Source organism: Streptomyces sp. NPDC059443 (assembly GCF_042750105.1).
Lineage (GTDB): Bacteria > Actinomycetota > Actinomycetes > Streptomycetales > Streptomycetaceae > Streptomyces.
In genome coordinates this window covers 51,773-66,061 of the sequence record NZ_JBHYVM010000039.1, presented here as the reverse complement: position 1 = coordinate 66,061, position 14,289 = coordinate 51,773, and the positions used below count along the sequence as shown (strand labels likewise).

The window sequence follows — 14,289 nt, the reverse complement described above, 5'->3', positions numbered from 1 at the left end:
CCGAGAGGGTGGCCGCCCTGCGGCGTTTCAGCGGGCCGGTGCGAGGTAGGGCCGGAGATGGTGCAGCCGGGTCCGGTAATCGGGATGGGTGGACAGCAGGCGGGACATGGGCCCGGGCTCGGAGAACGCGCTCCCGGCCTCGGCGGCCAGCTCCCGCTTGGCCTGCTCCTCTTCGTTCATCACGTCGGTCAGCATCTGAGCGAGAGCCGGTCCGAAGCCCAGCGCGGCCGCATGCCCGTCGGCTCGTAGTTCGGCACGCCGCCCCACTGCGGCCATTAGGTACGGCATGACGACCAGGAGCAGCGGGAGCCCGTACGTCGCCGTAACCGTAAGGATCGTGACCAGGCCGATGACGGTGATCAGGATGCCCGCAGCCAGGTAGGAGAAGAAGCTGGCGAAGCGGATCAGGAGCACGGTCACCCTCGTGATGCCCAGCCAGGCGAGCCGCCCAGGCAACCCGTACCACCAGCCGAGCAGGCCGGCCCAGGCGTGTCCGCCGGTGTGGTGTCCGAGCTCGTGGGCGAGTACGGCTGCCAGCTGGGCCGTGGGCAGGTTCTCCAGGGCGTTGCGGGTGACTCCGACGATGTGACCGGCTGCCGCGTAGGCGTTGAGGTCGTCGCTCTCTTCGATCCACAGCTCGTACTGACTGCCGTCGACCTCGCCGCGTGCCGTGACCTCGCGCCAGATCGGATCGAGCAGGTCGAGCTCGTGCTGCAGAGGCCGCTTGAAGCCGAGCAGGTACCGGGCGAAGAAGCCCTCGCTGGGCCGGTGGAAGGCGAGGGCGCCCGAGCCGATCCAGAGGATGGCGGGTACCCAGTACGGCAGCCCGGTCAGGGCCTCCAGGAGCATGGAGAGCAGGAGGACCACGATCAGGCTCATCAGGAATCCGGGGACGAGCAGGGCGAGCCGGCCGAAGGCGGTGGCGTCGGCGGAGCGCTGCTGAGCGCGGTAGTGGACCCGGGTGCCGGGGGCGTTCTGGTACGTCAGGTCGTCGGTCCGCTGCGCCGGTATCAGCGGAGCCTGGACCGGCCGGGGAGGGGCGGGCGGCTGAGGGTGCGCGGGCTGGGGGTACGGGGGCTGGGCCTGGGCCTGGGCCTGGGGGTACTGCGGGGTGGCCGGATACGGCGCTTGCGCATGCGGGTACGAGGGCTGCGGAGGCTGAGCATGCGGAGGAGCAGCCTGCTGCGGGTACTCGGGGTACCGCGGATCTGGTGCCTGGGTCATGACGGTCCTTCGGGTCTGGGCCTCAGCCGAGGAGCAGGGAAGCGGGAAGCAGTACCGCGCCGGTGCAGAAGGCCAGCAGGCCGGTCCTGATCCACTGGTGCTTGCGGGCGGCGATCCGGCTGTTCTCGGCCAGTGCCGCCATGAGGAACCCGGAGGGGTCCCGTTCGGTGTCCGCGAGGGCCTCGGCGAGCAGCCCCCGACGGTCCGCCGAGCGGATGTCCCCGAAGTAGGTGAGCGGCCGGCCGGGCTGCCACGCGGTGGCCCCGTACCTGGGCAGAACGGCCAGTAGCAGCGCGGGCAGGGCGAGCGCGAGCGATGCCGCACCGGCCCACCAGACGACGGTTCCGAACGCGGAGAGCGAGCCGGGCTGCCAGCGCCTGCCCGCGAGCAGGGCGGTGATCAGCCCGGCTGTTATCCCGAGGGCTCCGACCAGGACGGAGGCCTTGCTGTCGGCCCGGGCGATCTCGCTCCGCAGATCGGCCAGCAGCCTGACGGCCGCCTCGTCGGGAGCGGTCACCGCGGGCTTCCTGGGTCTTCGTCGGCCGGTTCCGGCTCGGGAGCCATGGGGGCCTGCCCGTATCCGGCCGGAGGCTGCCAGCCCGGGAAGGCAGGCGGAGGCACGTGGGGACCGGGCTGCTGCCCGGCGGGCCCGGGCAGGGGGGTGTCGCCCGGAGGAAGCCCGGGTTGCTGCCGCGGATCCTGCGGGACGCCCGGGAGTCGCTGGTTGAGCATGTCCTTCAGGTAGCTCAGCGCGAGCCTCTTCGGTTCCTCCATCTCGTGGCTGCGTGCGTCGGTGCCGCCGAGGACCCGGGCCACCAGATCCATCTCGTCGCGGATCTTCTGGAGCTGGTCCTCCCGCATCGTGCGTATGACCAGCTGGGAGTCCTCCGGGTGCTGGGCGAGGTGGAGGGCCCACTGGTGTACCCCGCCCTGCTGAAGGTGCCACGCGTAGAACTCGATCTTCTCGGCGTCCACGCGCTGGAGCTCCGCCTGCTGACGGCTCGTCTGGATGGCGAGCTCGTGTTGCTGGACGCCGTAGGCGAGGGCCCGTCCTGCGGCAAGGGTGTCCTGCGCGCGTACCCGCTGGTCGAGCTGGGCGTCGTACTCCATGGCGACCTGCTCGGCGTAGGTCCCTTCCCTGCTCGCGTGAGCAATCGCCTGCATGCGCCGCTGGTGTTCGATGTTGTCCTGGTCGCGCCGCAGTGAGATGGACCAGGCCGCGCTGATGCCGGCCACTCGCCCGAGGCTGCCGGACGGAGGCAGGGCGCTCAGCAGCTCGGACTCCGCCGCGGCGCTGTCGGCGATGGCGAAGCCGCGGGCGACGGGCCGAGCGGCCCGCTCCAGTTCGCCCAGGAGCAGGCGGGGTACATCGCGGTGCTGGCTGCTGACGAAGAGCGCGGGGTCGACCACCTGCCAGGCGATGTCGAGGACGGCCTCGAACTCGTAGGCGTCGTTGTCGCTGGGCAGCCTGAGCTCCGCCGTGAGCGGATGGACGCCCATGTCCACCTCGTACACCGCGGTGTAGCCCCGGGTGGAGCCGGGCCGCTGCGGCGGCGGATAGGCGACGTATCCGCCCTTGGAGGTAGAGAAGACGAGGGCGTGGACGATACGGGTCTGCAGCCTGCGGAAGGACCCGCCGCCCAGCAGACCGCCGAGCTGGTGGACGGTGAGGACGGGATCGATCAGCGTGGTGTGCCGATCGGCATGCTGCTCCCAGTCGGGTCGGCGCCGGAATTCGGACATCGTGCGGTTTCTCCTCGGATCAGGGGGACGGCAGTACGGTCACCAGGCGGCGGCCGACCGGGGGCGGCGGTGAGCCGTCGGCGGCAGGCCGCTCGCGCAGCAGGTGGGACAGGCGGTGGTACTCCTCGGGGGTCGTGACCAGAGCGGGGAGCAGCGAGGCCAGCGCCCACTCGGTGTCGGTGTCGGATTCGGCGGCCACGAGCCAGTCGTGAAGGACGTCGAGTGCCATCGGAGTGCGTTCGGGGTCGGCCAGTACGGCGCGCCAGAGGGCGGCGATCGCAGGGGCGGCGGGAGAACGGGCGACGGAGGATCGCGCATACCAGTCCAGGACCAGGGGCCGCCCGTACGGGATCCCGTCCGCCGAGTGCTCACAGGCGTCGAGGAAGCCCCGTAGCGCCAGATCGAGGGCGACGGGGTCGGCGTCGGCATGGGCGCGGAGCTCAGCCAGCACCTGATCACGGGAGCCGGAGTGCAGGAGCAGCGCAACGGCCTGACCGAGCTCGTCGAGCAGGGGCGAATCGTCCAGGAGCAGCTGTCGGCGGTAGGAGGCGCGCAGCGCGGCCAGGGTCTCCGCGGGGCGTTCCGGTCCGATCAGCCCGTGCACGCGGATGGCGGCCCAGCACAGCTCGGGGTGTTCGTCGTCCGTGCACCAGCCGTCGATGATGCGGGGGATGTTCGGAGTCCCGATGATGTGTGCCAGCGCGAGCGCGTTGACGGCGCTGAGCCGGCGCCGGGCCCGGTCCGAGTGCGCCCACGGTTCGATGATCAGGGCCAGCGCCGAGGGAAGGTCGTCACGCGCGAGCAGCGCGGCCGTGGAGGCGGCTCGGGTGCGGACCAGCGGCCGGCCGTCGTCGGAGAGCTGGAGCAGCCAGCCGATCAGCGCGGGCCGGGCGGAGGGGTGTCCGGTCCACACCTCGCGCAACAGGACATGCGCGGTGCGGTCGTCCTGGAAGCGGGCCTTGAGCTGGGTGACCGGGCCCCATTCAGTTTGCTCGTCCTCGGGATAGCGCAGGGCGCGGGCCAACTGGAGGCGTTTGCGGACGTTGGTGCCGAAGACGGGGATGACCGGGTGCAGCCCCGGGTGCTCGGTGCGCTGCAAGTGGCCGTAGAGGAGGTCGCCGAGTTCCGCGGTCAGGGCGTACGGGGATCCGTCGAAGGCGGCGAGGGCCAGCAGGAAGGCCTTGTCGCGTAAGTGCAGGGTGCTTTCGTCCTCCTCCAGCCATTGCTGAACCTGGCGTTCCAGAGAGGTGAGGGAGTACCCGAGCAGCTGCGGTTCGGCGGCGGGGTCGTGCAGTGCCTGCCGTAGGAGGACGGGTACGAGGCCGAGGGTCTCGTGGAGGTGGTGGCCGCGGAGGAGGAACTCGTTCACAGCGGGCAGGGCGAGCAGTCGGCCGGTGGCGTCCTCGCCCACGAGCCGGGTCAGCCGGGCGTTGAGGATCATTTCGGCGGTGGGCGGTTCCCATTCGTGCACCGGCAGGTGGTCCTCCAGGTAGGCGTCCTGATCGGTGGTGATCACCAGGGCTCCGTTGGAACCCAGCTGGGAGCGCAGGGCAAGGACGTGGGCTTCGGACAGCGGGCGGTCGCGGCGGGTGACGAGATCGGACAGTACGTATCCCCGCAGGCCGGTGGCGCCGTCGCCGGCGGACTCCTCGTCGAGGCGGCTGATCGTGCGGACCAGGTCGGCGGGGGAGCAGTCGCGTTCCAGGGCGTGCACCGAGTCTGCGCCGAGCTTGTGCACCAGCATGGAGGCGGCGGCGCGGCGGCCGGTGGTGTGCCGTCCGGTGAGGACCAGCACTCGCTCTTCGCGCAGCCGGTCGAGCAGGGCGTCGAAGGAGGTGCCCTCGGACACGAACCCGTCTGCCAGCCGCTCCAGCCGCTGCCGTGGTATCTCGCCGGAGGTGGAGGTGGCGGCACCGCCCCAGCCCAGGCTGTAGTGGTGGTGGACGTCGCCCGCGACGCCGAAGTTGGTGCCGCCGAAGACTCCACCGTGGGCGCCGCCCTCGATGTCCATGCTCGGGGGGACATGGCGGCGCAGATCCTCCCGGGCGGCCCAGGCGTTCTGCGGCTGTTCGGGTTCCTGGGGGGCGCCCTGGGTCTCCTCGCCGGCGCTGTCCGGCTGGGGTGCTCCGGGGTCAGCCGGCCCCGGCGTGGCCGGAGCGGCCGCCGGAGCTTCCGGGGTGGTGGCCGTCACCGGTGGTCACCGCCCCAGTGGACGTTGCCCGCGACGCCGTGGTTCGTGCCGCCGAAGACCCCGCCGGTCACCGGGCCCTCGAAGCGGAACGTCGGCTGTACCGCGGCGGATCGGGCTTCGGGAGCCGCCCCCGGTCCGGAGTGCGGGATCCCCTCGGGCTCCGGGGCGGGCGTCCCTTGCGGCAGGGGGCCGTACAGCCATGCGTTCAGGCGGCCGTTCTTGCTGTCCACGGCGATCTCGGTGAATTCCTCGGCCGGTATGCCCATGTGGTTGTGGCGCACGATGCCCGCGTACACCTGAGGGGAGACGCAGAGGGCGTAGTCGTCCGTCCGCTCGCGCAGTGCGGCCCGCAGTACGGCGCCGTCGAGCAGGCGGCAGGTCTCGTTGAGGTCGGTGCCGACCCACCCGTCGTACTCGTCGATGGCCACGTATCCGGTGGCCAGGACCGCCCGCAGCCGGATCTGCGCCGAACTGGCCGCCATCCGGTTCACCGCCCGCAGCTGGGCGGGCACCTCGGTGATGAGGGCGCGCAACAGCGCGGTGAGCGGGGCGTGGGGGTCGATCAGCTCCATGATCGAGTCCCCGCGGTCGGCGCGCAGCCGCTGTGTCCGGTCGATGCCGGCTGCCTCCAGGGTGCGGTCGACGATGCCGTTGAGCATCCGGCGCAGGTACGCCTGCTGGACGTCGTCGCGGTGGCTGAACCGCTCCGTGTCGGTCATGAAGATGGTGCGGGGGAGTGGAACGGTCATGATCGCCTCTCGCTTTTTCCCGGCTGGTGACAAGAGAGTGGGGCAGGCGGGCGCCGCGCCGTGAGGTCGGTTGACGCACCCGGAGTGTGACGCCGTGCACTGAGGGGGGAGGGTCAGGCCGTGGGAGCCGACGGTTGCGCGTACGCGATCCGGCGCAGGACATCCGGTCGTACGATCACCAGCGCGCGGCGGCCCGTATGGACCACCCCGCGGTCGCGGAGGTCCTTGAGCTGCCGCTGGACCATCTCGCGGGAGGCGCCGACTGCCCCGGCGAGCTCTTGTTTGGTCAGCGGGACGGCCAGCTCTACGCCCCCGTCGGTGCGCCGGCCGTGGGTGTGGGCCAGGTCCAGGAGCAGCACGGCGAGCCGTTCGCGCACGCTGAGGGAGGCGAACTCCAGGCGTCGACGGTCCGCGGCCCGGGTGCGGTCGGAGGTGAGGGCGAGCAGCTGCAGGGCCGCGGCGGGCCAGTGCCTCAGGAACTCCCGGAAGCGCTCGTGCTCGACGGCCACGGCGCGCACGGGTTCGAGCGCGGTCACGGTGGCGGAGCGGGGGCGCCCGGTCAGGGCGGCGGACTCTCCGACGATGTCGCCGGGGCCGCGAAGGGCGAGCAGAGCCTGGTAGCCGTTGGCGGCGGAGGCGGTCACCTTGGTCCAGCCGTGCAGGATCAGCAGGACATGGGTGGCGGGTTCGTGCTGTCGGATCAGGGGAGCCCGGGGTGCGAAGGTCAGCTCGCGGCCGAGCGAGCGTAACGCCGTGCCGTCGTCGCTTTCGAGCCGGGCGAGGAAGGGGACGCGGTCGTCCAGCCCTCCGTCACCCGGGAGGTTTGCCAGATCCATGTGAGCCCCCCGGTCATCAGGGCGGTCAATGTACTGACAACCGGGTTCCCGCAACTCCGTAAATACAGGAATCGCAGTGCTTGATCACACAGCGCGTCGGCGGCGACGCAGGCCCGTCACCGTGGTCGAGGCCAGGGCTAGGAGGGCGAGGGTGGCGGCGGCCAGGCCCGGGGTGAGGCCCTTCGGGGTGAAGGTGCAGGAGAGGCGGGTGGTGCCGGTGGGGATGTCCATGGAGACCAGGCCGTGGAAGGGCTTCACCGGGGCCGTGCAGCGCCAGCCGGGGACGTCGGTCATCGCGAAGACGGCGGTGCCGGAGGCGCCCTCCGGGAGGGTGGCCTCGATGGTGTGGCCGCCCGCGGTGACCTTCGTGGCCCCCGTGGCGGTCAGCCGGGCGACGGCACGGGCGAGCTCGGCCCGGTCGAGGCAGCCGACGGGGTGGCGGCCGGCGTCGGCGCCGCGGGAGCGGGTGCGGGTCTTCACGGTGAAGTCGCCCCTGCCGTTCGCGGGGATCTCGCCGAGCGGCAGCACGCCGGCGGTCCGGCCCGCCAGCCGCTTCTCCACCCCGCCGGAGGTGACGGTGCCGTAGAGCCCGGGGGAGTACCAGAAGGCCTCGGAGCCGGGGGCGCACCGGGCGGCGTACGTCCGCTCGGTGGCGGTGCCGCCGCGGGTGACCGGCGGGACCCGGTAGACGGTGGCCCCGAGCAGGTTCTCCTGGCGGGCGTAGACGCTGCCCGCCGGGTTGGGGGAGGAGTAGGGGGCGCTGCGGACGGTGACCAGGGGCGGGGCGGGGAACCGGGAGCCGGTCCAGGTGCCCGGAGCGGTTCCGGGGCGGACCCGGGCGCCGATCGAGAAGATGGCGTCGAGGACGGGGTTGTCGTCGCCGAAGAAGGTCCGGCCGTCGTTCTTGTAGCCGAAGCCGAGGGGTTCGAGGGCCTTGTACGTGGCTTCGGGCAGGTAGCTGCTGTAGTACTGCGGGCCTTCCGTCCGCAGCGCGAGCGCGTCGTTGTACGAGCTCTGCGGGGAGCCCGAGTCGGTCCGGTACGCGGGCCAGCCGTGCACGCCCCGGGCGGCTTCGAAGCGGTGGGTGATCGACGGGCTGGAGGTGACCGCGGGCGTCGCCCAGCGCTCGCGGGCCCGGCGGGCGTCGGCGTTGGCGGCGGCGGCCGCGGACTCGGCGAAGACCACGCCGACCATCAGGACGGCGGCCAGCGGGACCAGTACCCGGTGCTTCTCGCCCAGCGCCAGCAGGACCAGGGCCAGCAGGGACACCGCTCCGCCGCCGAGGACGGCGGCCCAGGTGGCGCCGCCGAAGTCGTCGGTGCCGCTGAGCAGGAAGGTGGCGGCGACCAGCAGGCCGGCGCTCAGCACCAGGTGCGGGGGGCGCGGCCGGGCGGCCAGCGAGAGCCAGCCGACGATCACGACCATCCCGCTGAAGACGAAGGCCTCGCGGTAGGGGTTGCCGTTGGGCACCGCCAGGCCGTGCCACGCGTACTGGGTGGGCGGGAACTGGAAGGAGGCCGCCACCAGCACCGTCGCCGCCGCCCACACCAGGCGGGTCTTCTTGGCGACGGCCTTGTTGAGGAGGAAGGACCCGGCGAGGATCAGCCCGAGCGAGGCCACGTACAGCCGGGGCCGGCCGCCCCACAGGTGGGTGGCGGGGAGCATGCCCGCCAGGAACACGTCGATCCGCACCGGATCGAACGCGCCCGCCCCGGTCGGCTGCGCGGCCCCGCTGGACAGGAACGACGGCAGTAGCAGCGGCAGGGTGAGCAGGATGCCCGTGGCGGCGGCGGTCGCGGCCCGTCCCAGGGCGCGCAGCCGCTGCGCGCCGGTCAGGTCGAGGACGGTCAGGCGGATGGCGAGCAGCACGCAGGCGGCCATCGTGGCCATCATCGCCGTGTAGAAGTTCCCGAACCAGGCGAGCGCCACCAGCAGGGCCGCGCCGGGCCAGCGGCGTTCCTCCAGGCACCACTCCACGGCGGTGCCGAGGAGGGGGAGCGCGGCCAGGCCCCACAGCCACATGGGGATGTACGAGGCGTCGCTGAGCGCCCAGCCGCACAGCCCGTACACGGCTCCGAGGACGCCCCGCTGCCACCAGGGGCCGGAGTGCAGCCTGCCGAGGTAGCCGGCCATCAGGGCGGCGGCGGCGCCCATCGTGAGGGGGGTGATCGCGAAGACGGCGAGGTCGACCCGGTCGCGGGGGACCAGGACGGTCAGCCAGGAGAAGGGGTTGCCGAGGTAGGTGTAGTACTCGGACAGGAACGGTTCGCCGAAGCCGCCGCGCCAGGTGAAGAGGAGGTCGCCGGCCGCCTGGCCGTGCACCAGGTCCCACAGGGCCTGGTGGAAGGGCACGTACTGGTTGGCCTGGTCGTTGATGGCGCGGCCGGTGGGGCCGAAGGGGTACGTGCGCCGGGCCGCCCAGGAGGCGGTCAGGGCGCCCGCGGCGATGAGGAAGGCCAGCAGGGGGGCGCCGAGCCGCCGCAGGATCCGGCGGCCGCGGGCGGCCGGGGGGCGGGGCGCGGCGTCGGGCGCGCCACCGGGCGGGCCGCTGGGTGAGCCGCCGGGCGGGCCGTCGAGGAGGTCTGGTGGACCGTCGGTGGTCGTCGGCTGGGTGGTGGCCGTCCCCAATGTCCCGCTCCCTGGTGCGATGGTGTCCCGTCGTGTGCTTTGGGACGAATTGCTGGGCAGCGTAGGGCCCCGGAGGGGCCGGGCCCGCCCGGACCGGCGCGGGGCGGGGAGTGCGCGCCGGGGGTGCGCGGCGCTCGCGCTGGGGGGCTCGGACCGGGTGTTCGAAGCCCCCGGCGGTGGCCGGCGCGCGAAGCCGCGTAACGCGGCGCCCGGCGGCTCTTAGCACATGCGCACCACGACCGCACATCGGAGGGGCCACACAGGGGTCTCGGCCGTGTGGCGACTGGCCGGTGGGCCCTTCGGCGTTCGGGGCCAGGGGCTTTTGTTTTGACCGGAGTGGATGCGGTAGGTACGCTCAGACCTTGTGCCTGGGGTGTGCCTGGGCTCCTGTGCGTGTCCACCAACCGCACTTGAGCCGTATCGGCCACCGCGATTCATGCGTTTCCACGCTTGCGTGGAGGTCCGCCGGATCCGACACACCCGACCGCGTGGGTCGGCAAATGTTCCAGGTTAGCTTCACTACACGGCACACAGAAACCGGAGAAGTAGTGCCTACGATCCAGCAGCTGGTCCGTAAGGGCCGGCAGGACAAGGTCGAGAAGACAAAGACCCCCGCGCTTGAGGCCTCGCCCCAGCGTCGCGGTGTCTGCACGCGTGTGTTCACGACCACCCCGAAGAAGCCGAACTCGGCGCTCCGTAAGGTCGCGCGCGTGCGTCTGACCTCCGGCATCGAGGTCACCGCTTACATTCCGGGTGAGGGACACAACCTGCAGGAGCACTCCATCGTGCTCGTGCGTGGTGGCCGTGTGAAGGACCTGCCGGGTGTTCGTTACAAGATCATCCGCGGTGCGCTTGACACCCAGGCTGTCAAGAACCGCAAGCAGGCCCGCAGCCGCTACGGCGCCAAGAAGGAGAAGTAGAAATGCCTCGTAAGGGCCCCGCCCCGAAGCGCCCGGTCATCATCGACCCGGTCTACGCATCTCCCCTGGTGACGTCGCTCATCAACAAGATCCTCCTGAACGGCAAGCGCTCCACCGCCGAGCGCATCGTTTACGGCGCCATGGAAGGCCTCCGCGAGAAGACCGGCGCTGACCCGGTCATCACGCTGAAGCGCGCGCTGGAGAACGTCAAGCCGTCGCTTGAGGTCAAGTCCCGCCGTGTCGGTGGCGCCACCTACCAGGTGCCGATCGAGGTCAAGCCGGGTCGTGCCTCGACCCTGTCGCTCCGCTGGATCGTGGGTTACTCCCGCGCCCGTCGCGAGAAGACCATGACCGAGCGCCTCATGAACGAGCTCCTCGACGCCTCGAACGGCCTCGGTGCGGCCGTCAAGAAGCGTGAGGACACGCACAAGATGGCCGAGTCCAACAAGGCCTTCGCGCACTACCGCTGGTAGTCCCACCCCACATCGAGACCGAGAGAAGACCGAAGCCTTATGGCTACCACTTCGCTTGACCTGGCCAAGGTCCGCAACATCGGGATCATGGCCCACATCGACGCGGGCAAGACGACCACCACCGAGCGCATCCTGTTCTACACCGGTGTGTCGTACAAGATCGGTGAGGTCCACGACGGCGCTGCCACGATGGACTGGATGGAGCAGGAGCAGGAGCGTGGTATCACCATCACGTCTGCCGCTACGACCTGCCACTGGCCGCTCGAAGATGTTGACCACACCATCAACATCATCGACACCCCGGGTCACGTCGACTTCACCGTCGAGGTGGAGCGTTCGCTCCGCGTCCTCGACGGCGCCGTCACCGTCTTCGACGGTGTGGCCGGCGTTGAGCCGCAGTCCGAGACCGTCTGGCGTCAGGCGGACCGCTACGGCGTGCCGCGCATCTGCTTCGTCAACAAGCTGGACCGCACCGGCGCCGAGTTCCACCGCTGCGTCGAGATGATCAAGGACCGCCTCGGTGCGGTTCCGATCGTCATGCAGCTCCCCATCGGTGCCGAGATGGACTTCCAGGGCGTTGTCGACCTGGTCACCATGAAGGCGTTCGTCTGGTCCGCCGAGGCGACCAAGGGCGAGATGTACGACATCGTCGACATCCCGGACACCCACAAGGAAGCCGCTGAAGAGTGGCACGCCAAGCTGGTCGAGACGGTCGCCGAGAACGACGACCAGATCATGGAGCTGTTCCTGGAGGGCGTCGAGCCCACCGTCGAGCAGCTGCACGCCGCTGTGCGTCGCATCATCATCGGTTCCAAGGGTGAGAGTGGCGCCACCGTCACCGCGGTGTTCTGTGGCACGGCGTTCAAGAACAAGGGCGTTCAGCCCCTGCTCGACGCCGTCGTCCGCTACCTCCCGTCGCCCCTGGACGTCGAGGCCATCGAAGGCCACGACGTCAAGGACGCCGAGGTCGTCGTGAAGCGCAAGCCCTCGGACGACGAGCCCCTCGCGGCGCTCGCGTTCAAGATCATGCGCGACCCGCACCTCGGCAAGCTCACCTTCGTCCGGGTTTACTCGGGCCGCCTGGAGGCCGGCACTGCGGTGCTGAACTCCGTCAAGGGCAAGAAGGAGCGCATCGGCAAGATCTACCGCATGCACGCCAACAAGCGTGAAGAGATCGAAGCGGTGGGCGCCGGTGACATCGTCGCCGTCATGGGCCTGAAGCAGACCACCACCGGTGAGACGCTGTGTGACGACAAGGCACCCGTGATCCTGGAGTCCATGGACTTCCCGGCTCCGGTCATCCAGGTCGCCATCGAGCCCAAGTCCAAGGGTGACCAGGAGAAGCTGGGTGTCGCCATCCAGTCTCTCGCGGAGGAGGACCCCTCCTTCCACGTTCACTCGGACGAAGAGACCGGCCAGACCATCCTCGGTGGTATGGGCGAGCTGCACCTCGAGGTGCTGGTCGACCGTATGAAGCGCGAGTTCAAGGTCGAGGCCAACGTCGGCAAGCCGCAGGTCGCGTACCGCGAGACGATCCGCCAGACGGTGGAGCGTCACGACTACACCCACAAGAAGCAGACCGGTGGTACCGGTCAGTTCGCCAAGGTGCAGATCGCGATCGAGCCGATCACCGAGTCGGACGGCCCGGCGTACGAGTTCGTGAACAAGGTCACCGGTGGCCGCATCCCGAGGGAGTACATCCCCTCGGTCGACGCCGGTGCGCAGGAAGCCATGAAGTTCGGCATCCTGGCCGGCTACGAGATGACCGGCGTTCGCGTCATTCTTCTCGACGGTGGCTACCACGAGGTCGACTCCTCCGAGCTCGCCTTCAAGATCGCCGGTTCGCAGGCCTTCAAGGAGGCCGCGCGCAAGGCTTCTCCCGTGCTCCTCGAGCCGATGATGGCCGTCGAGGTCACCACGCCGGAGGAGTCCATGGGTGACGTCATCGGTGACATCAACTCCCGCCGTGGCCAGATCCAGGCCATGGAGGAGCGTCACGGTGCGCGCCTCGTGAAGGGCCTCGTGCCCCTCTCGGAGATGTTCGGCTACGTCGGAGACCTCCGCAGCAAGACCTCGGGTCGCGCCAGCTACTCGATGCAGTTCGACTCCTACGCCGAGGTTCCCCGGAACGTCGCTGAGGAGATCATCGCGAAGGCCAAGGGCGAGTAACTCTTCCGAGTACACGCTTTAGGCTTGTCACCGGAGCCTCTGGGGCAACAGGAGTAACCCTCCCGTTGCCCCGGGGGAACCGGCTTTCCAGCAAAGATCACCTGGCGCCGATGAGTAAGGCGTACAGAACCACTCTCCAGGAGGACCCCGTGGCGAAGGCGAAGTTCGAGCGGACTAAGCCGCACGTCAACATCGGCACCATCGGTCACATTGACCACGGTAAGACGACCCTCACGGCCGCCATTACCAAGGTGCTGCACGACGCGTACCCGGACCTGAACGAGGCCTCGGCCTTCGACCAGATCGACAAGGCTCCTGAGGAGCGCCAGCGCGGTATCACCATCTCCATCGCGCACGTCGAGTACCAGACCGAGGCGCGTCACTACGCCCACGTCGACTGCCCGGGTCACGCGGACTACATCAAGAACATGATCACCGGTGCCGCGCAGATGGACGGTGCGATCCTCGTCGTCGCCGCCACCGACGGCCCGATGCCGCAGACCAAGGAGCACGTGCTCCTGGCCCGCCAGGTCGGCGTTCCGTACATCGTCGTCGCCCTGAACAAGGCCGACATGGTGGACGACGAGGAGATCCTGGAGCTCGTCGAGCTCGAGGTTCGTGAGCTCCTCTCCGACTACGAGTTCCCGGGCGACGACCTTCCGGTCGTCCGCGTCTCCGCGCTGAAGGCGCTCGAGGGCGACAAGGAGTGGGGCGAGAAGCTTCTCGGCCTCATGGCTGCCGTCGACGAGGCGATCCCGACCCCGCCGCGTGACACCGAGCTGCCGTTCCTCATGCCCGTCGAGGACGTCTTCACGATCACCGGTCGCGGTACCGTCGTCACCGGCCGTATCGAGCGTGGTGTCCTGAAGGTCAACGAGACCGTCGACATCATCGGTATCAAGGAGACCAAGACCACCACCACGGTCACCGGTATCGAGATGTTCCGCAAGCTGCTCGACGAGGGCCAGGCGGGCGAGAACGTCGGTCTGCTCCTCCGTGGCATCAAGCGCGAGGACGTCGAGCGCGGCCAGGTCATCATCAAGCCGGGTTCGGTCACGCCGCACACCGAGTTCGAGGCCCAGGCCTACATCCTGTCGAAGGACGAGGGTGGCCGTCACACCCCCTTCTTCAACAACTACCGTCCGCAGTTCTACTTCCGTACCACGGACGTCACGGGTGTCGTCACCCTGCCGGCCGGCACGGAGATGGTCATGCCGGGCGACAACACCGAGATGACGGTCGCGCTGATCCAGCCGGTCGCCATGGAGGAGGGCCTGAAGTTCGCCATCCGTGAGGGTGGTCGTACCGTGGGCGCCGGCCAGGTCACCAAGATCACGAAGTAATTCGTGTTCTGAC

General features: G+C 70.0%; 11 protein-coding genes. 4 read left to right on the top strand and 7 right to left on the bottom strand.

Going from position 1 to position 14,289, the window contains the following annotated elements; all coding sequences use genetic code 11:
- Positions 1-27 precede the first annotated feature (27 nt).
- The 7 genes from ACFXDJ_RS30370 to ACFXDJ_RS30340 form a co-directional block, all read right to left on the bottom strand.
- The gene (locus ACFXDJ_RS30370) at positions 28-1,224 is read right to left on the bottom strand and encodes a M48 family metalloprotease (RefSeq protein WP_384651628.1); all 1,197 of its coding nucleotides are present in this window, start codon (positions 1,222-1,224) and stop codon (positions 28-30) included.
- Positions 1,225-1,246: 22 nt separating this feature from the next.
- Positions 1,247-1,741, bottom strand: coding sequence for a Pycsar system effector family protein (locus tag ACFXDJ_RS30365; protein WP_384651630.1), 495 nt, complete (start codon positions 1,739-1,741; stop codon positions 1,247-1,249).
- Positions 1,738-2,967 (bottom strand): hypothetical protein, encoded by a 1,230-nt coding sequence (locus ACFXDJ_RS30360; protein WP_384651632.1) that lies wholly within the window; start codon positions 2,965-2,967, stop codon positions 1,738-1,740. The genes ACFXDJ_RS30365 and ACFXDJ_RS30360 overlap by 4 nt, the downstream gene beginning before the upstream one ends.
- Before the next feature lie 19 nt (positions 2,968-2,986).
- Positions 2,987-5,158, bottom strand: a complete 2,172-nt coding sequence (locus ACFXDJ_RS30355; RefSeq protein WP_384651634.1) for a hypothetical protein — start codon at positions 5,156-5,158, stop codon at positions 2,987-2,989.
- Positions 5,155-5,907: a hypothetical protein gene (locus ACFXDJ_RS30350; protein ID WP_384651636.1), complete on the bottom strand. Its 753-nt coding sequence runs from the start codon at positions 5,905-5,907 to the stop codon at positions 5,155-5,157. Before ACFXDJ_RS30350 ends, ACFXDJ_RS30355 begins: the two co-directional genes overlap by 4 nt.
- Positions 5,908-6,020: 113 nt before the next feature.
- Positions 6,021-6,743 carry a Crp/Fnr family transcriptional regulator gene (locus ACFXDJ_RS30345; protein ID WP_384651638.1) on the bottom strand — a complete coding sequence of 241 codons (723 nt, stop codon included), beginning with the start codon at positions 6,741-6,743 and terminating at the stop codon, positions 6,021-6,023.
- Between the two features lie 84 nt (positions 6,744-6,827).
- Positions 6,828-9,371 carry a YfhO family protein gene (locus ACFXDJ_RS30340; protein ID WP_384850917.1) on the bottom strand — a complete coding sequence of 848 codons (2,544 nt, stop codon included), beginning with the start codon at positions 9,369-9,371 and terminating at the stop codon, positions 6,828-6,830.
- A gap of 548 nt (positions 9,372-9,919) precedes the next feature.
- Here ACFXDJ_RS30340 and rpsL point away from each other — a divergent pair.
- From rpsL to tuf, 4 genes are all read left to right on the top strand, one after another.
- Complete coding sequence (gene rpsL, locus ACFXDJ_RS30335; RefSeq protein WP_007265893.1) at positions 9,920-10,291, top strand: 30S ribosomal protein S12; 372 nt, start codon at positions 9,920-9,922, stop codon at positions 10,289-10,291.
- Between the two features lie 2 nt (positions 10,292-10,293).
- Positions 10,294-10,764, top strand: coding sequence for a 30S ribosomal protein S7 (rpsG, locus tag ACFXDJ_RS30330; protein WP_266626462.1), 471 nt, complete (start codon positions 10,294-10,296; stop codon positions 10,762-10,764).
- 39 nt (positions 10,765-10,803) lie between these two features.
- Positions 10,804-12,933 (top strand): elongation factor G, encoded by a 2,130-nt coding sequence (gene fusA, locus ACFXDJ_RS30325; RefSeq protein ID WP_384651641.1) that lies wholly within the window; start codon positions 10,804-10,806, stop codon positions 12,931-12,933.
- Between the two features lie 149 nt (positions 12,934-13,082).
- Positions 13,083-14,276 carry an elongation factor Tu gene (gene tuf / locus ACFXDJ_RS30320; protein WP_266912806.1) on the top strand — a complete coding sequence of 398 codons (1,194 nt, stop codon included), beginning with the start codon at positions 13,083-13,085 and terminating at the stop codon, positions 14,274-14,276.
- Positions 14,277-14,289: the final 13 nt, after the last annotated feature.

Bases quoted from the DNA above. Each gene is read 5' to 3' on its own strand.
- ACFXDJ_RS30370 (WP_384651628.1), bottom strand. From the start codon at position 1,224: ATGACCCAGGCACCAGATCCGCGGTACCCCGAGTACCCGCAGCAGGCT.
- rpsG (WP_266626462.1), top strand. From the start codon at position 10,294: ATGCCTCGTAAGGGCCCCGCCCCGAAGCGCCCGGTCATCATCGACCCG.
- fusA (WP_384651641.1), top strand. From the start codon at position 10,804: ATGGCTACCACTTCGCTTGACCTGGCCAAGGTCCGCAACATCGGGATC.
- ACFXDJ_RS30345 (WP_384651638.1), bottom strand. From the start codon at position 6,743: ATGGATCTGGCAAACCTCCCGGGTGACGGAGGGCTGGACGACCGCGTC.
- ACFXDJ_RS30350 (WP_384651636.1), bottom strand. From the start codon at position 5,907: ATGACCGTTCCACTCCCCCGCACCATCTTCATGACCGACACGGAGCGG.
- ACFXDJ_RS30360 (WP_384651632.1), bottom strand. From the start codon at position 2,967: ATGTCCGAATTCCGGCGCCGACCCGACTGGGAGCAGCATGCCGATCGG.